This is a genomic window from Metalysinibacillus jejuensis, assembly GCF_003057615.1.
Lineage (GTDB): Bacteria > Bacillota > Bacilli > Bacillales_A > Planococcaceae > Metalysinibacillus > Metalysinibacillus jejuensis.
In genome coordinates this window covers 1-17806 of sequence record NZ_QAFW01000045.1, presented here as the reverse complement: position 1 = coordinate 17806, position 17806 = coordinate 1, and the positions used below count along the sequence as shown (strand labels likewise).

Here is a 17806-nt window from a genome sequence, read left to right as displayed (position 1 = left end):
AAATGAAGGCATTCGCCTATTGGCATTAGCATAGAAACAAAAACTCTTGGAACAAGAGGGTTAGCTCGGTCAGTTTTCGTTGGCTAGTAAAAGCAACGATAAGTCGAGAAGCCCCCACTTCAATTAGACCGCAAGGTCAATAAGTGGTGGGTAGTTCACACGTTGGGTCATTGCATCGATTGTGTCGCGTACGTATTACCATAACTTCGTGACGCATTTACTTGAGGCTGCCTATCAGCGCGAGGTATATGCTATTATTGATGAGGGCGGTAGCGTAAATGCTAGCGTACTTACGAAATTAAAACGCGAAGTGCTTGAAAAGTTCTGGGGCGAAGCGGTAGAGATTGATGACGAGGCAGCCTTAACATGGATGCGTCAACCGCATTACTATATGGGCTTATATCCATATACGTATAGCGCCGGCTTGACAATTGCTACTGCTGTGTCACAACGCATTAAAAACGAAGGACAAGTTGCAGTAGACGATTGGTTAACCGTATTAAAAGCAGGTGGTACAAAATCACCGAAAGAACTTGCACAAATGGCAGGTGTTGATATCTCGACAGATCAACCGTTGCGTGAGACAATTGCATTTATCGGAAGCTTAATTGACGAACTTATTACGCTAACAGAGGAGATTGAAGGCTAATGAAGGAACGAAAGTGTCACGAATGTGAAACAACAATGGTTGGGGAGTGTACCATCCGCGTTGAAGGCGGAGGCTATGGTATTAAAATCCAAAAAAAGGGGCATGGGCTATTTAATCGTGTAGCAGAAAGCCCACAAGTTTATGTGTGCCCAAGCTGCGGCTATGTGGCGATGTATGTTGATAATGCTGAACGATTTGCAGACTAACGGTTTTTAGTACGAAATAAACAGGAGAATGTGCGATAGCTAGCACATTCTCCTGTTTTTGTTGTAGTATGAAAAAGCCAAAAGCCGTCATGTGTTCCAAAGTACTCCGGGGCTGGACAGTGGTTTTTACTTTTTAATGAATCCAGTAAAAGCCCACCAACCTCTTACGTTTTTCAGTCTCCGCTCAAGAAGTAGTACTTCTTGGCGAAGCCTTCCAAAACAGTCGAGGTTAAACGGTGGTTTTTACTTTTTGTTGAATCCAGTAAAAGCCCACTAGCCCCTCGGTCTTTTCGCCCATCGCAACAGAAAACCAAAAGCCGTTTTCGTTGCGAGGTGCTCCAAAGTACTCCGGGGCTGGACAGTGGTTTTTACTTTTTATTGAATCCAGTAAAAAACGCCAACCCTTCCTGCTTTTCACCCATGTCAAATGAAACAAAAGAGCGTTTCATTGCCATGTGTTCCAAAGCGAATCAGGGTTAAGCGTCGTTTTTTACTTTTTATTAGTAAACGCCTTCAGCGATCATACCGTCGGCTACTTTTGTGAAGCCGGCAATGTTAGCGCCAATTACAAGGTTGCCAGGGAAGCCGTATTTCTCGGCGCAGCCTTTTGCATTTGCATAAATATCTTTCATGATTTTGTGTAATTGTGCATCTACATCATCAAACGACCAGAAAATACCTGTAGCATTTTGTGCCATTTCAAGTGCAGATACTGCTACACCACCAGCGTTAGCTGCTTTGGCAGGGCCAAATAATACGCCATTATTTTGGAATAAGTTGATTGCTTCAATTGAGCATGGCATATTAGCACCTTCACCGACTACTTTTACACCATTATCAATTAATACTTGTGCTGATTCCAAATCGATTTCGTTTTGTGTTGCGCAAGGTAGGGCAATGTGGCATGGAATTGTCCAAATGCCTTTACAGCCTTCTGTATATGTTGCATGAGGGTGATAGTTAACATAAGTTGAAATACGATCACCTTTCACTTCTTTGATTTCTTTTAACGTGCGAAGACTGATGCCTTCTGGGTCATAAATGTAGCCACTTGAATCTGAACATGCGACAACTTTTGCGCCTAAGTGACGTGCTTTTTCGATAGCGTAAATGGCAACATTACCTGAGCCTGAAACGACTACTGTTTTATTATAGAAGGATTGGTCGATATCTTTTAACATTTCTTCTACGAAATAAACTGTACCATAGCCCGTAGCCTCTTTACGACCGAGTGAACCACCGTAGCCAGGGCGTTTACCTGTTAATACCCCTGGTTGATAAGCGCCCTGTAGACGTTTATATTGGCCCCAGAAGTAGCCAATTTCACGTGCACCAACACCGATGTCCCCAGCAGGTACATCGACATCTGGACCGATATGGCGGTATAATTCAGTCATAAAGGCTTGACAGAAACGCATAATTTCAGCATCTGACTTACCTTTAGGATTAAAGTTGGAGCCACCTTTACCACCACCAATAGGTTGACCTGTTAATGCGTTTTTAAAGATTTGTTCAAATCCTAAAAATTTCATAATTGATTCGTTCACAGATGGGTGGAAACGAATACCGCCTTTATATGGGCCCATTACGTTGTTATACTGAACGCGATAGCCACGGTTAACTTGTGTTTTATTATTATCATCTTGCCACGCGACGCGGAATGACACAACGCGATCTGGCTCAGCGATACGTTGTAAAATATTATGTTCAATATATTCAGGATGTTGCTCGAAAACCGGCTCTAGGGATAAAAAGATTTCTTCTACTGCTTGTAAAAATTCTGTTTCATGACCGTAAATTTGTTCGAGCTGTGCATATACATGCTCAATATATTGTTTTGCTGCTGATTGTTCAGTTTGTAATTTCGTCATTGTCATTACCTCCATGCATTTGTTGTTGGTAATATCGTATCGTTATTTTTCACACTATTCAATAAAATACTTCAATCAATTTTTTGGTTTTGTGAAATAGTGAGCATAATTCGCTCACGAAAAAATTATTTTTAAATAATAAAGAAGCCGAATTCATTCATAAAAAAGAGGAGAAAATAATGACTACTATACAATTATTAATCGATGCAGACGCTTGTCCCGTAACAGATATCGCGCTTGCTATCTCATCTAGCTATTCGATTAAACCCATCTTGTTTTGCGATACATCTCATGTGTTAGAAAGACCGGGGGTGCAAACAATCACGGTGGAGAAGGGACCAGATTCTGTTGATTTCGCGCTACTGAACGCGCTTACACGAAATGATATCGTTGTGACGCAAGATTATGGGCTCGCAGCGATGGTATTAGCAAAAGGGGGATTCGTGATAGATCAAAACGGGCGGCAGTTTACAGAATATAATATCGACCAGCTGCTTTATACACGCCATATCGGTCAGCAAATTCGTCGGGCAGGTGGACGCACAAAAGGACCAAAAAAGCGTACGAAAGAAAATAATTTAGCGTTTGAAACGAATTTTCGACAAATTTGTGAACAAGCAATTTTAATGGCGAGAAAATCATAAGGTAATAAAAAAAGTAATCCAACCTATCTCAATTTGAGATAGGTTTGATCTGTTTGCGCAAAAAAACACCACCGCATAAAATGCGGCAGTGTCATTAAAGGTTTTCTGCATAGGAAAGCTCATTGTCTTTAAATATAGGATTAAAGCGATTTAGCTGTTTTCAATTTCTTTCACGGTTGCTTCGACCTCAGCACGCGTCATTTTTTCTCGCCCTTCTTTTAATGCTTTTAATGTGCGATGTGCTAACGCTAACGGTAGACGACAGAATAATAAGACGGTACGCTTTGAAATGTCTTCCATATAAAGGTCGCCTTTAGCTAAGTTTTCATCTGCATAACGGAATAAATCATCGCGTGACCACCCGTCAGGTACGAAACTTACGCCGCGCTCATCCATATCTTCTTCTTCATTACGCAAAATATTAACGGCTTGTAGCCCGCGACCATAGCCAATTGCTAAGTCATGATCTGTTTTAATGCCGTAGCCCCATTCCCAAATTTTTGAGAGCATAACGCCCACTAAGCCAGCTACGTAATACGTATAGTCATCTAAATCTTCGCGCGTATGTACTTGCCAGTTACGCTCAGCCCATTTTGCCATACCTGTAGCCATTTCGCTTGTAGCATCACACACAATGCGACGTGAGCCCTCAGGACAAAATGTAATCCAGTCGTGTAGGCGAAGGGTTACCTCAGGTAGGATATCCTTAACGCTTGCAATGACTTGCATAAATGCCTCGTTATCAAACGTTGGTGCAGCAAGCAACTTGCTCGTTGCCATTAGCATTGCATGTTTGTCGGCATTGGCGATTTCTTCGTGGTCTTCGATTTCATCAATAGCGCGCATCATTAAATAAGCAGCAGCTACCGTATGTTTTACGTCTTTTTGTAAAAAAGTAATAGGAATATAAAATGTACGACTCGTTTCCTTTAAAACACTCATCGCTTCTTTATATAATTTTTTTTGATCAATCACGTGCATATCCTCCAGTTCAAAGTAACACTCTCTCTTATCCTAACTGATTATGCGTTAAAGTTAAAACAAAATCTTTTGCGAGGGGATTTTGTGTACTTTTGGTCGGGCGTTGTTATAATAGAAGGGAAGACAATTTGATTAAAGGAGTGGTTAGTATGGGACGTTTAGCAAATAAAATCGCCATTGTTACAGGCGGAGCATCAGGTATGGGTGAAATGATGGTGAAGCGTTTTGTAGAGGAAGGCGCAACGGTCATTGCGGCAGATATTAATGAAGCTAATCTAGAAAAAATTAAAGGTGAGCATATTACAGCGGTTAAATTAGACGTTTCTTCTGATGAAAGTTGGAAACAAGCGATTGATACAGTAATCGAAAAATTTGGTCGCATTGATATTTTAATTAATAACGCTGGGATTTCTTCCGAAAAAACAGCGGACCAAATTACAGCAAAAGACTGGGAGCTAATGCATAAAATTAACGGCTTCGGTCCATTTTTAGGCATTAAGCATGTGGCCCCTTATATGAAGGAAGCAAAACAAGGCGCGATTGTTAATATTTCGTCGTACACAGCACTTGTTGGCATGGGCATGAACGCTTATACGTCATCTAAAGGCTCCGTGCGTGCTACATCCCGCGCAGCTGCAGCCGAGTTAGGCGGCTTTAATGTTCGTGTTAATGCCATCTTCCCTGGTACAATCGAAACACCGATGACGCAAGCGCTAACGGATGCAAAAGAGCAAATGGCTATGCTAGTGCGTGCAACGCCAATGCAACGTCTAGGTAAGCCAGAGGAAGTTGCGAACGCGGCACTATTTTTAGCAAGCGACGAGGCTTCGTATATTACGGGCGCTGAACTTGTTATTGACGGTGGCTATTCTGCACGCTAAACTACTAATGAAAGCTAACAGTAAAATGTTAGCTTTTTTTATTTGCAAAAATGGAGGGAATATTGTATGAAAAAGTTTTTAGTGTTAGCGCTTGCGACCGTAATGTTAGCAGCGTGTGAATATGAAACAACGATTAAAGAGGTGACAAAAGTACCGGCATCACTAGCAGAGCAAGTCGATGCTAATGAAGAGGTTCAATTAATGCTACTAGATCATCGTAATTATGTAGTCGTAACGACGGCAAATCATGTGGCGGGTAAAGTACAGGTTGAAAATAACCAAATGGTCGTGGATATTACAGAAGGTGGAAATAAAGAGGTTGAACAACAACATATTTTCCGCATTGAGTCATCAAAATCTTATGATACGATTATCGTCAAGGTAAATGGTGAGGAAGTGCTACAAGCCGATAATGCATAAAAATTGTACGAAAAGATACCGCTTTCGTTCGCTCGTACATAATGTTTGTTAAAACTGTGAAGCGCCAATTGCAAAAAATAGAAGGTAGCGTTACAGTTTAGTGAAGGCACACATAAAGGAGTAATTTTATGACAAAGGTGATAGGGATTGATACAGGGGGAACGCTAACGAAGATTGCTTATTTCGATGAGCAAGCGACGTTGCATTATGTATCGTTTCCGTCAAATGACTTAGCAGCAGTAAAAGAATGGTTAAAAGCTCACCCGGGTTTAGAAGATATTGGGGTTACGGGAGGGCGTACTGAACAACTTCGAGAAGAGTTGCGCGATGAAAAAGCCATTCATTATATTGTGGAGTTTGAAGCGACGCTTAAAGGTGTTCGCTATTTACTCAAAAAAGAAGGACATTGTATCAATGAAAGTATTATCACAAACATCGGTACAGGAACGTCTGTCCATTATATGAGCGGCAATAGCGATATACGCGTTGGCGGTACAGGTATTGGCGGCGGAACACTTATTGGACTTTCTGCTTTAACAACTGGTGTGACAGAATTTGAGGATATTCGAAAAATGGCCCAACTCGGTAAGCGTGAACAAATTGACTTGCTCGTTAAAGATATTTACCGTGGTATGGACACACCTATTGATGGTAACTTAACCGCAAGTAACTTTGGGAAAGTGGGTATTACAGAAGATCCGAAGCATCCGCCTGCTGATATTTTAGCAACGGTACAAGGACTTGTAGGAGAGGTCATTACGACGATGAGTATTCAATATGCCGAAGCCCACCAAGCTGAACATATTGTTTATATCGGCTCGACACTTAGTGATAATCAGCACCTACAACAAGTGATTGGTAATTATACACGCACAAAAAAGCGCACGCCTATTTTTGTAGGCGACCACGGCTTTGCAGGGGCTGTCGGTGCATTACTTAATATTATGGAGCACGAAAAAACAAGTTCACAATGAATGTGAGCTTGTTTTTTTCAATTTTATCCGTTATTATTTACTTAGGTAAACAAATTGAGGTGAAAAAAATGAATCCATTATTTCCGTTGCTGTTTCAATACAATCGCCAGCTTACCGCTATGTTAAATGAGGTGTTACGTCCCTATGGTTTATTTAGTGCGCAGTGGTCGATTGTTTACTACTTGCATAAAAATGGCCCAAGGTCGTTAACCCAAATCTGGCAAACACTCGCTGTTGAGGCGCCAACTGTGACGAGAACGGTTACGCGTCTTGAAAAATTAGGGTGGGTAATGCGGGTCGAAGGCGAAGATCGCCGTGAAAAAATTATTACACTAACACCGGTAGCACTTAGCAAGTTACCCGACATTAAAAAAGCAGTAAGTAAATTTGAACAACAGGCTGTTAATGCTTTAAGTGAAGATGAGCAGCAGCAATTACAACAATTGATTGAGAAAATGAAAGGTTGATGACAGTGGCACATGAAAAAATTTGGACGAAGCGGTTTATTAGTTTGTTTATTATGAACTTAACCGTGTTTTTCGTCTTTTATGGGCTCGTAACAACGCTACCTTTATACGCATTAGACGTTTTAGGGCAGACGGATAAAGAAGCTGGTTTATTACTTACAGCATTCCTCGTCTCTGCGATTGTTGTACGACCGTTTTCAGGTAAGTTATTAGATGTATTCGGTAAACGCAAGCTGTTACTTATCGGGCTTGCTTTTTATTTTGTTTGTTCTGTTTTATATTTATGGATTAAGCCATTACCATTTTTATTGGCGTTACGATTTTTCCATGGAATTTGGTTTAGTATTATTACAACGGCTGCAGGTTCGCTTGCTGCAGATATTGTACCTACTTCACGCAAAGGGGCGGGGCTTGGCTACTATACGATGTCTACGAATTTAGCGGTTGTCATTGGGCCGTTTATCGGTCTACTCGTCATCCAATATAGTAATTTTAATATGTTATTTGTGATTTTAAGCAGTGTCGTATTAGTGGGAGGATTGTTAGCGCTCACGATTAATACGGATGACTTACAGCAACCAACAAATGCTAAGCTTTCATTTCGCTTAGGTGATTTATTCGAGCGTCCGTCGATGCCAGTAGCACTCATTGCAAGTTTAGTTGCTTTTTCTTATGCAAGTGTATTATCTTTTTTATCTGTCTACGCGCAACATAAAGGCTTAATGGCTGCGGCAAGTTGGTTTTATGCTGTTTTTGCAGCAGCGATGTTACTAACACGCCCTTATGTTGGTCGGCTGTATGATCAAAAGGGAGCGGTTTATGTGATTGTACCTGCCTTCTTTTTCTTTGGTATTGGATTGGTGATGCTTGCTTATGTAGAAGGTGCAGTATTGTTCTTAATAGCAGGTGCATTTGTCGGCATCGGTTATGGTTCGCTTAATACGAGTTTACAAGCATTAGCGATTCAAGCGACAAAGCCAGAGCGGAGCAGTTATGCGACAGCGACTTATTTTACGATGTTTGACGTAGGTATCGCCTTAGGTTCCTATGTTTTAGGCATCATTGCTTTAAAACTTGGTTATATGGCGGTCTATTTGGGCTCAGCAGCATTAATGGTCGGCGTTCTTGCACTTTATCTTGTGATTAAACGACGTGTTAAACAGCCGAGCCAAATTGAAACGCTTTAACGTAACTGTTGCTGAATTGCGCGCCGTGCTAACGTGTCAGCTGCTTTATTTTGACGGTCAGGCAACCATTCGATATAAAAGACATCAAATGTTTCGATAATTGCCAAGGCACGTGCTAAAAATGGGCGATAGTCGGGGTTTTTCACATAATTTTTATTAATGGCGTCAACGACAATTTTAGCATCGCTTTTAGCAGCTACAAAGGTGGCGCCACGCTTTTGTACTTCCTCAAGACCACGTACGAAGGCTGTAAATTCTGCAATATGATTATTTGTCGCCGGTATAGCTTCACTAATTTGCTCATGGTAGCCTTCACCGCGGAAAAAAATACCGATACCACTAAGGCCAGGGTTACCAGCAGAGGCGCCGTCTGTAAATAATTCAATCATTTTATCCCTCCTCATTTCTACTATAACATGCAATATGCTACAATAGAAAAACGTAAAAAGGAGGAAGGGCTTTGATTACTAGTATTGTAGCGCAAATTGATCATCTGCATGATACGTATTGTCGTGACTGCCCAGTAAAGCAAGCTTTGCGTGAAGAGCGCGGTAAAAAAGGCGCGCATGATTTTTGTATTCATACATGTTCTGTCGGTAAAAAAATTCAACAATTAGGTGGTCATTTAACGAAATCGTAAGGCATTTAGTATGCTTTACGATTTTTTTGATTGTGAGTTTGTAAAATGGGGAATAGGAGTAACGATGGGAGGGAGCAGTATGCCAAGATCAAGTGCTAAAGACTTCGCTACAGAAATGTACTACGAAGCGTTATATTTTGCAGAAAAATCAAAAAATGAAACGGATTTACCGCTAAAGCGCCGTTATTCACGCTATGCAATCATTAGTTATGCGACATCATTCGAAGCTTTACTCAACTATTATTTGCGAAAAGAAACTTCAGAGTTAAAAGGTAATCAATATAAAGATGTTTTTAATTATTTGCAATATGGGCGCCCTCATTATGAGCCCCCGCATATTTTAAATACAGTACGCAGTAAAATTGAATTGCTCGGGAAATTGACAAAGGGAGATAGCGTTGCGGTCATAAAAAGTGAGGCTTTCCACACATTTGAGGAAGACGTCATTCATTTGCGCAATAATATCTTACATTATGCTCATGGCAATTTCTCTGAAGTATACGGCGAAACGTTACATCGCTCGGCAGCGCGTGGAGCGATTGCTACGCAAAACTTGCTAGCTGAAATGAAAGAGCAGTTAAACGTCATTCCACCTACTTTTTTTGGTGTAGTGAAAAAGCAAACAAACGAATAGTCAGCGCCTTGTTGCAATGCTACAATAGGAGTAGTGTGACATAAGGAGGCAACTTCATGAAACGTTTAATTATGCTAGCGGCATTAATGATGTTAGTAGCAGGCTGTAGCAATTATAAAGTAAAAGGTGATATGGATATTGAAGTGCAAGATTTTTCTCATGAAAATCAACGTGGTGAAGAAGTATCATTAGAAGATTTAAAAGGTAGCCCTTGGCTAGCAACATTTGTTTTTACAAACTGTAATACGGTTTGTCCCCCGATGACGTATAACTTAACAGAAGTGCAAAAAGGGTTACAAAAAGCTGGCGTCGATGATTATAAAATTGTAGCATTTAGCATTGACCCTGATAATGATACACCAGAAGCCATTACGGAGTATTTAGCAGGTTATGATATTGTAGATGATAGCAAGTGGGAGTATTTAACAGGCTACAACCAGCAATATATTGAACAATATGCGCGCAATTCATTTCGTGCTCATGTAAAAGATGATCCTAATTCAGATCAAGTTATTCATACGACGTACTTTTATTTAGTAACACCGGATGGGCATGCGATTAAATCATATGATGGGATTGATGTGCCTGTAGAAGTCATTGTAGAGGACCTAAAAACATTAGGGGGTGAAGTAAATGCTTAAAAAAACTTGCACCTTACTTCTATTCGCTCTTGTTTTAAGTGCTTGCAGCAGTACGGAAGATAAAGAAAAAGAAGTAATTAGTGCTTATTTGACTGCTAAATATAGCGTGACACCTGACACGACGATCAAGCAACTTAATGAAGCGGTTTCTCCGTATATCACTGCAACTTTAGCGGAAGAGCAAGACTTGCAATTAGCAATTGATGTTGCGCAAAAATATGATAGCCCGTTACAAGTTGTATCGATTAGTGCTGTACCGCTCGATGTTAGTGGAGAATATCGCTATGTTGTTAAACTGAGTGTAGCCGATAAGCCAGTAGAGCAAAGAGGCGAGCTAAGTGTTGACGATGAAAAGATTAGCTATGACCAACATAAAAAGAAGAACTAAAAAGAAACAGCCTAAAAAGTTAACCCTTACTTTTAGGTTGTTTCTTTTAAAATTCATCGATAGAGCGTAATCCGCTAGTAAGTATGTGCTACTCGTAAGAAGTTTCTTTTTCACTAGCTTTAATCCAATAATAGATAGTTCATGTTCATTTCTCCTCCTTATTTTCCATACCTTCAAAGTGTGATGCCTAATGTGGATAATGCAGTTTGTCTTGCGAGTTAAGAGATACCTTAATTGTTAAAAGGTTAAACCTTTTCGTGATAATTTTATAGGAAAAAAGTGCTTATTTCAGGGATATCTAATAGAAATTACTAAAGTTTCTATAAAAAAACGCCTACACCGTTTTATGTGTAAGCGTCTGTTTTTTTATTCATTAATGTGAAAGTTTAGTCGGTGTTTTCTTTGTGAAATAGCGCAATACATGAAATTGTTCCATTTGAGCAATTAAGTTACCGAATAAAATAAAGCTACCACCGATTAAAAGCTGTGTTGTTAACCCCTCGCCAAGGAATAACATGGCGAACAGTGCTGCAAATAGTGGCTCTGCTGAAAAAATAAGCCCCGTATGTGTCGGAGAAGTGTGCTGTTGCACAACAGCTTGTGCGATAAAACAAAAAGCGCTACAAATTAACCCTAAACCTAAAATAGCTATCCAAGAGCTCGTCGTTTGTGGCAATTGTGGTGTTTCGAAAATAAGGCATAAAATAAAAGCTACGGCCCCTGCAAAGCCCAGCTGGTATACCCCGTAAGCAATCGTTTCAACTTTTTTCGTAAAGCGGCCATTTAATACAAGATAGATTGAATAGCCTACAGCGCCTAAAGCCATATAAACGTCACCAGGGCGGAATGTAAACGATTCTTGCGCTGTTAAGACGATAATACCAATCATTGTACAAATCAGTGCAAAGCTAACCGCGCGTGAAGGTAGCTGTTTTTCTAGGAAGCTTGAGATAATCGGCACAATTACTACGGTCAATGATAAAATAAAGCCGGCGTTAGCGGCTGTTGTCGTTTCTAAGCCGATAATGCTAAATGCGAATAATTGCAATAAAAACATACCTTGAATAAATGAATATGTGAGCATTTTGCGATTTGCTTTTTTCATACGAGAGTAAAAGATAGCTCCCGCTACAAAGAAAGCAAGTAAACAGCGTTGTGCTACAATATTAAACGTTGACATCGTCTCGGCGCCCATTACCATAAAGGTATAAGAAAGCCCCCAGAACATCGTAACAACGAACATTAATAAATTAGCTTTTGCTTGCTTGTTCATTGGTATCACCTCTAGTTTTCTATGCTGTGCTAAAACAGTTGTTGTTTGATAAATATTACTATAAGACGTCGCTTGTGATTAGTAAAACGAATGTTTATAATAAGTTGTATGAAATAAATTCATGTAAGAAAGAAAGTGACATAAGTGAGCATAATTAAGTATGAAATCGTTAACAAAGTAGCTTTCGAAAATAGCTTTACAAAAGCAGCAGAGGCGCTCGGTATGACGCAGTCAGCGGTAAGTCATGCGGTGTCGAGTTTAGAGCGGGAGTTTGGTTTCGCCTTATTTCATCGCAATCGTGCAGGTCTTACATTAACAAGTGAGGGAGAAGCTATACTTCGAAAAATGAGGTTAGTACTTGAAGCAGAAGAGCTTGTCCAACAGGAGGCGACGAACTTACTCGGCATGACAACGGGTACGCTACGCATCGGGGTTATTTCGAGTATTTCCTCAAGCTGGATGCCCGGGCTCATTCAAATGATGGACCAACATTATCCTGGCATTACTATTGTATTGCGTGAAGGAGACTATTATGAAATTGAGCGTTGGTTAACGAATGGCGAGATTGATGCAGGGTTTTTAAATGCTATGGACTCGGAGCAATTTCACTATATTACGCTACGTAAAGATCCTTTACTCTGTGTCGTATCAAAGGAAAGTCGTTTTTATGCGCGCACGAAAGTAGATATCCATGAGTTGCAAGACGAGCCCTTTGTATTAATTTCGTATCGGGGCGATAATGACGTTCTTCGCTTGTTAGATAAATATGAGGTTAAGCCAAATATTCGATTCGTATTATCAGAGGAGATGGGTGTGCTATCCATGATTGTGCACCATATTGGCATTACGATCTTGCCGCAAATGTCGATTACTTATTTGCCAGATGGTCTAAAGGTAGTACCACTAATGCAAGGGAGCTATCGTATGATTGGCATCGCCCTGCGTAAAAACCCTTCGCCAGCGGCTACAAAATTTGTTAGCATATTACGTGATTGGATAGACGAACAATATAGAAAGTAGGGATATGCATGAATATGCAAGGGAAAAAAGTGCTTATTACGAGTGGGGGTACGTTAGAAAAATGGGATAACGTACGCGGGCACACTAACTTATCAAAAGGCATTATGGGGTGCTATTTAGCAGAAGAAGCGCTTAAGCAAGGTGCACAAGTAATTTATTTACACGGTTATTTTGCTAAATTACCGATAAATGCACAAAAAATGACACTGATTAGTTTTGAAGGTATTGAAGATTTAGGGGCAAAAATAAAACAAGCCGTACAACAAGACGGGGTAGACATCGTTATTATGGCAGCAGCAGGTAGTGATTGGCTCGTTGATAAAGTATTTGATCGATCAGGTAATGAAATGACAGAGCAAGGAAAAATGCCATCCGATGAGCCACCTATTATTCACTTTAAAAAAGCACCAAAAATTTTAGCGCAAATTAAAACGTGGCAACCTACTGTTACTTTAGTAGGCTTTAAACTAGAAGCAACGACAGATGTTAACGAGTTAGTGGCGCGTGCGACAAAGCGTATGGCATCTTCTCAAGCTTCATTTATGGTAGCCAATAGCGCTAAGTCATTATACGGTGAGCATGAGCCGCATTGGATTATTAACGCGAGTGGGGATGTCGTGAAAGCGAACGGTAAGGAGGAGGCAGCAGTTGCGTTATTCCGCTGCTTAGCATAATGGCAAGAACAGCAAAAAGCGCAGCAGCCCCAACGCTAATTAAAGCAATAGCTATTGCTACAGCTGGCATTGTCATCGTGAAGACAGGTGATTTCATAAAAATATTATATAATACCTTTAGTGAAGGAGGTGAGGGGATGACGACAATCACTGCAAAAATCCAAATCTATGTAACAGAACACCAAGAAGAAAGTTTAAAAATTACAAGTAGAGCTTATCAAAAGGCTTGTAATTGGCTTTCCGAAAAGGTTTTTAGCTCAAAGAACGTGAACCAAGCCCAACTTAACAATCTTTTCTATAAAGAACTTAGAGATACATTTGGTTTGAAAAGTCAGATGGCGCAATCCGTTATGAAAACCGTAATTGCAAGCTATAAATCCGCACAATCAAACGGGCATGATTGGTCACTTATTCACTATAAGCGCCCTAGCTATGATTTGGTTTGGAATCGTGATTATTCTTTAAATGAACGCCTTTTCAGTTTGAATACATTAGATGGACGTATCAAACTTCCTTATGAAAAGAAAGGCATGTATGACTATTTTGATGGTACGTGGAAGTTTGGAACAGCCAAACTTGTACGTAAATTTGATAAATGGTTTCTGCATATCCCAATGACAAAGGAGATACCGCAACTTAATATTCAAGATGTTAACAATGTTGTCGGTGTTGATTTAGGCATTAACTTTTTAGCAACTAGCTATGATAGTAAAGGCAAAACAACCTTCTTTAATGGTCGCAAAGTGAAACATAAACGTGGACAATTTAAAGCGGTACGTAAATCTTTACAACAGCGTCAAACAACTTCCTCACGTAAGCGTATTCGTGCAATAGGGCAACGAGAAAACCGTTATGTACTTGATGTAAATCATCAAGTCACAAAGGCACTCGTTGAACGTTATCCAAAAGGTACGTTATTTGTGTTAGAGGATTTAACAGGTGTGCGTCAAGCAACCGAGAGAATCCATGTTAAAAACCGTTATGTTAGTGTTTCGTGGGCGTTCTATCAATTTAGACAATTACTTGAATATAAGGCTCAACTGTACGGACATAAGGTAATTGTGGTTTCTCCGAAAGATACAAGTCAAACGTGTCCGAAATGCGGTCATGTAGCTAAGCGAAATCGCAACAAAAAAACACACACGTTTATGTGCGTTAACTGTTCTTATCAGTCAAATGATGACCGTATTGGTGCCATGAATCTGTATCGCAAAGGAATTGCATACATTTCCGATACAGTTACGGTTGAGGTATAACCTTTTCCGTAGGGGCGAAGTCAACCGTCCTGATATACCACCATACTAAGATAGGAGGTCTGTAAGACCGTTTGCACTATTGGGTAGGGATAAGTGTAAAGTAGGTTTGCGAAGTAAACCTACCGCCTGTATAGGCGACACAAGCCCCCACTTCAAAACGCTCTAGCGTTTAAGTGGTGGGTTGTTGACGCGTGGCCTTATCGTATTTTTTATTGTATTACTTGCCCTTGCAGCATTGCTTATTTTATGGCGCTGATTTAATTTTGCAAAAAGACGGTGAGCGCATTGTCGTTCAAGCGAAGCGTTATAAAAATAATGTAGGCATCCGTGCTGTACAGGAGGTCATCCCAGCGATAGCTTATTACAAGGCAGATTGCGCTTGGGTGGTGACTAACAGTTATTTAACAAAGCAAGCAGAAAGACTAGCCGAAGCGAATGATGTTGTCGTTATTGACCGTGACGAATTAATAAAATGGTTGTAAGAGTTATCCTTTGGGGTAGCTCTTTTTTATTATTAGCATAAAAAATGTTAGTTATAACAATAAAAAACATCTTTTATTTGATTATTCAAACAAATGCATAGCAAATGATGAGTTTTTGACGATAAACAATTTACCTTAGTAAAGGGTTATGTAATAATAAAAAAGTGCTATTGCTAATAGCCTAGATTACTGACACCAAGAGAAGGAGATATGGCATGAAGAAAAGAGGCAGTTTTCGCAATCAATTGCGTCTCGTATTTGCGCTAATTTTATTAGTACCAACGATTAGCTTAGGCGTGTTATCGTATATGACGGCAAAAAAATCGGTAACCGCTGAAATCCTACATAGTACACAACAAAGCGTAGGCGCAATTAATAACGTAGTAGACGAAGTACTAACACAAAAGTTAACGAATATTCAAGCGATGGTAAATAAAATTAATGCGGGTCCATTTAGCAACCAACAAGCGTATATTCGTGGCATTTTTGAACAGTATGAGCAACAACAAGACGACGTGCTCAATATTTTTATCGGTACAGAAAAAGGGGAGTACTTAAATGTACCTACACGTAAAGTAGAGCGTACGTATGATCCACGTCAAAGTGATTGGTATAAGCTAGCTATGGAAGCTAACGGAAAGGCGATTATTACTGCTCCTTATGAAGAAGCATTTACACGCAATGTCGTCGTAACGATTGCTCAGCAAACACTGGATAAAAAAGGTGTGGTGGCGATTTCTGTGAAATTAAATGCTATTCAGCAATTAGCAGAGTCTGTACAAATTGGACGAGAAGGCTTTTCGGCGATTTTTTCAGCTAATCACGTCGTTATTACGCATCCTACATTAGAAAAAGGCAAGTTAGTTGATAATGAGACGCTGAATCGTGCGTTTGAGCAACCTGATGGAACGCTCACTTACAAAGAAGAGGGCGAGGCGCGCATTTTACGTTATGAAACGAATCCTTTAACGAATTGGAAAATTACAGGTACCATTTTGCAAAAAGAAATTGATCAAGCGGTACGTCCTATTTTACAACAAACTGTCATTATTATTACTGTAGCACTCATTATCGGTTTTATTGTCATTCATTTTGTATTAAACGCTTTACTACGCCCAGTACGTATGTTACGTGATGAAGCGGTGCGCATTAGTACAGGCGATTTACGTCAGCCCATTGAAGTAACAGCAAATGATGAAATTGGTGAGTTATCGCAAGCTTTTGAAACGATGCGTCTTAACTTACGTCAATTAGTAACTACATTAAAACGAGATGCTGAAGGTGTTGCACAGGCATCCTCTACGCTATCTCACAATGCTAATGAAACAGCGGCAGCAACAGAACGTGTAACGGCCGCCAGTCAAGAGATTTCAGCAAGTGCAGAAGAACAAATGATGCAAGTGACACGCAATGCGGAGGCTTTGCAACAATTAACGACAGCGATTATGCATATTACCGAGATGTCATCCGACGTTACAACGCAATCGGAGCATGCTACTGCTCAGGCTTTAGAAGGTGGTACAGCAGTAGGAAATACACGTGAGCAAATGACTTCTATTTACGAGTCGGTAGCGGTTTCTAATGAAAAAATTGCTTCTTTAGCAAAACGTTCAACAGAAATTGGAGAAATGCTCGATGTGATTACGAGCATTGCAGAGCAAACGAATCTACTCGCTTTAAATGCGGCAATCGAAGCGGCACGCGCAGGTGAGCACGGTAAAGGTTTTGCGGTAGTCGCAGATGAGGTACGCAAACTTGCTGAAGGGTCACAACGATCTGTAGAACAAATTTTTAGCGTCATTCAGCATGTGAAAAAAGATACGGCTGACGCGGTGAGTATTATGGCGCAAGTGACAGAAGAAGTGCAACAAGGCTTAGCAGTATCTGATGCAGCCATTACTAAATTCCGTGCTATCGAAAGTAGTATGGCAGTCATTGTGCCACGCATGGAAGGTGTATCATCTGCCACACAACAAATTTCAGCGGGGATTGAAGAAGTGGCGGCTACCACCGAAGAGTTTGTAGCGACAGCTGAACGTAATGCATCGCATGTGGAACAAGTAGCAGCATCCTCAGAAGAGCAACTTGCTTCGATGCAACAAATTACAGCGTCAGCACAAACGTTAGCCCAAATGTCAGACGAACTACACGCCTTAATTAATCAGTTTAAAAAATAAAGGTAAAGCCACAGCCCTTGTTTATTAAAGGTTGTGGCTCTTTCAATTATAAATCTTCCCAGTGGCAAAAAGTTTGAATGTTAGCGGCTATCGCCCGTTCGTAGTAGTGTGCTGCTATTTTTATTTTATACGTCTAAGAAACGTTCTACAATAGTGAAGCCATCTTCCTTTTCCTCTACTTTTGCATTGAAAAATTTATCGAATAATATAAAAATCAATAGTGTCGCATGAATTTTAACAGAATTTTCTGTTTTATTTATTTTTCACTTCAGAAGAAAAACAAAGACACTTGAACAGAGGTAGTAATCATCCATTTTTTTACTATAACTTGTGACATGTGC

The 17806-nt window shown here is 40.2% G+C and carries 20 protein-coding genes and 1 pseudogene; 17 read left to right on the top strand and 4 right to left on the bottom strand.

Annotated elements, in window-relative coordinates:
- Positions 1-154 precede the first annotated feature (154 nt).
- Both DDE80_RS11535 and DDE80_RS11530 read left to right on the top strand, forming a co-directional pair.
- Positions 155-649, top strand: a pseudogene (locus DDE80_RS11535) (M3 family metallopeptidase); the annotation flags it as partial.
- Complete coding sequence (locus DDE80_RS11530; protein WP_036144927.1) at positions 649-855, top strand: hypothetical protein; 207 nt, start codon at positions 649-651, stop codon at positions 853-855. The pseudogene DDE80_RS11535 and the gene DDE80_RS11530, both read left to right, overlap by 1 nt.
- A 500-nt stretch (positions 856-1355) precedes the next feature.
- Here DDE80_RS11530 and gdhA read toward each other — a convergent pair whose 3' ends face one another.
- Positions 1356-2726, bottom strand: coding sequence for an NADP-specific glutamate dehydrogenase (gene gdhA, locus DDE80_RS11525; RefSeq protein WP_108307891.1), 1371 nt, complete (start codon positions 2724-2726; stop codon positions 1356-1358).
- A gap of 188 nt (positions 2727-2914) precedes the next feature.
- Here gdhA and DDE80_RS11520 point away from each other — a divergent pair, with 188 nt between their 5' ends.
- On the top strand, positions 2915-3370 hold the full coding sequence (locus tag DDE80_RS11520; RefSeq protein ID WP_108307898.1) for a YaiI/YqxD family protein: 456 nt from the start codon (positions 2915-2917) through the stop codon (positions 3368-3370).
- 150 nt (positions 3371-3520) lie between these two features.
- Here DDE80_RS11520 and DDE80_RS11515 read toward each other — a convergent pair whose 3' ends face one another.
- On the bottom strand, positions 3521-4342 hold the full coding sequence (locus tag DDE80_RS11515; protein WP_427901810.1) for a squalene/phytoene synthase family protein: 822 nt from the start codon (positions 4340-4342) through the stop codon (positions 3521-3523).
- A gap of 158 nt (positions 4343-4500) precedes the next feature.
- Between DDE80_RS11515 and DDE80_RS11510 the strand changes: the two genes are divergently transcribed.
- The 5 genes from DDE80_RS11510 (at position 4501) to DDE80_RS11490 (ending at position 8280) form a co-directional block, all read left to right on the top strand.
- Complete coding sequence (locus DDE80_RS11510; RefSeq protein ID WP_108307887.1) at positions 4501-5232, top strand: SDR family NAD(P)-dependent oxidoreductase; 732 nt, start codon at positions 4501-4503, stop codon at positions 5230-5232.
- A gap of 66 nt (positions 5233-5298) precedes the next feature.
- Positions 5299-5652 (top strand): membrane lipoprotein lipid attachment site-containing protein, encoded by a 354-nt coding sequence (locus DDE80_RS11505; protein ID WP_108307885.1) that lies wholly within the window; start codon positions 5299-5301, stop codon positions 5650-5652.
- A gap of 128 nt (positions 5653-5780) precedes the next feature.
- Positions 5781-6626 carry a type II pantothenate kinase gene (gene coaW, locus DDE80_RS11500; RefSeq protein ID WP_108307884.1) on the top strand — a complete coding sequence of 282 codons (846 nt, stop codon included), beginning with the start codon at positions 5781-5783 and terminating at the stop codon, positions 6624-6626.
- 68 nt (positions 6627-6694) lie between these two features.
- Entirely contained in the window at positions 6695-7093 is a 399-nt protein-coding gene (locus tag DDE80_RS11495; RefSeq protein ID WP_108307896.1) for a MarR family winged helix-turn-helix transcriptional regulator, read from the top strand.
- Positions 7093-8280, top strand: coding sequence for an MFS transporter (locus DDE80_RS11490; RefSeq protein ID WP_108307882.1), 1188 nt, complete (start codon positions 7093-7095; stop codon positions 8278-8280). The genes DDE80_RS11495 and DDE80_RS11490 overlap by 1 nt, the downstream gene beginning before the upstream one ends.
- On the opposite strand, the gene DDE80_RS11485 is transcribed toward DDE80_RS11490, so the two are convergent.
- On the bottom strand, positions 8277-8669 hold the full coding sequence (locus DDE80_RS11485) for a ribonuclease HI family protein (RefSeq protein WP_108307880.1): 393 nt from the start codon (positions 8667-8669) through the stop codon (positions 8277-8279). The genes DDE80_RS11490 and DDE80_RS11485 overlap by 4 nt on opposite strands.
- A gap of 71 nt (positions 8670-8740) precedes the next feature.
- Here DDE80_RS11485 and DDE80_RS11480 point away from each other — a divergent pair, with 71 nt between their 5' ends.
- The 4 genes from DDE80_RS11480 (at position 8741) to DDE80_RS11465 (ending at position 10583) form a co-directional block, all read left to right on the top strand.
- The gene (locus DDE80_RS11480) at positions 8741-8920 is read left to right on the top strand and encodes a zinc-finger domain-containing protein (RefSeq protein ID WP_108307879.1); all 180 of its coding nucleotides are present in this window, start codon (positions 8741-8743) and stop codon (positions 8918-8920) included.
- A gap of 79 nt (positions 8921-8999) precedes the next feature.
- A complete protein-coding gene (locus tag DDE80_RS11475; RefSeq protein ID WP_108307878.1) occupies positions 9000-9554 on the top strand; it encodes a hypothetical protein in 555 nt (184 codons plus the stop codon).
- Between the two features lie 56 nt (positions 9555-9610).
- Complete coding sequence (locus tag DDE80_RS11470; protein ID WP_108307876.1) at positions 9611-10195, top strand: SCO family protein; 585 nt, start codon at positions 9611-9613, stop codon at positions 10193-10195.
- Entirely contained in the window at positions 10188-10583 is a 396-nt protein-coding gene (locus tag DDE80_RS11465; protein WP_108307874.1) for a hypothetical protein, read from the top strand. Before DDE80_RS11470 ends, DDE80_RS11465 begins: the two co-directional genes overlap by 8 nt.
- A gap of 373 nt (positions 10584-10956) precedes the next feature.
- Here DDE80_RS11465 and DDE80_RS11460 read toward each other — a convergent pair whose 3' ends face one another.
- Entirely contained in the window at positions 10957-11856 is a 900-nt protein-coding gene (locus DDE80_RS11460) for a DMT family transporter (protein ID WP_108307872.1), read from the bottom strand.
- Positions 11857-12000: 144 nt separating this feature from the next.
- Between DDE80_RS11460 and DDE80_RS11455 the strand changes: the two genes are divergently transcribed.
- The 5 genes from DDE80_RS11455 (at position 12001) to DDE80_RS11435 (ending at position 17465) form a co-directional block, all read left to right on the top strand.
- Entirely contained in the window at positions 12001-12876 is an 876-nt protein-coding gene (locus DDE80_RS11455; RefSeq protein WP_108307871.1) for a LysR family transcriptional regulator, read from the top strand.
- A gap of 14 nt (positions 12877-12890) precedes the next feature.
- The gene (locus tag DDE80_RS11450) at positions 12891-13550 is read left to right on the top strand and encodes a phosphopantothenoylcysteine decarboxylase domain-containing protein (RefSeq protein ID WP_108307894.1); all 660 of its coding nucleotides are present in this window, start codon (positions 12891-12893) and stop codon (positions 13548-13550) included.
- Positions 13551-13687: 137 nt separating this feature from the next.
- Complete coding sequence (locus tag DDE80_RS11445; RefSeq protein ID WP_108307893.1) at positions 13688-14806, top strand: RNA-guided endonuclease InsQ/TnpB family protein; 1119 nt, start codon at positions 13688-13690, stop codon at positions 14804-14806.
- A gap of 191 nt (positions 14807-14997) precedes the next feature.
- The gene (locus DDE80_RS11440) at positions 14998-15288 is read left to right on the top strand and encodes a restriction endonuclease (RefSeq protein WP_108307869.1); all 291 of its coding nucleotides are present in this window, start codon (positions 14998-15000) and stop codon (positions 15286-15288) included.
- 215 nt (positions 15289-15503) lie between these two features.
- Entirely contained in the window at positions 15504-17465 is a 1962-nt protein-coding gene (locus tag DDE80_RS11435; protein ID WP_108307867.1) for a methyl-accepting chemotaxis protein, read from the top strand.
- Positions 17466-17806 lie beyond the last annotated feature (341 nt).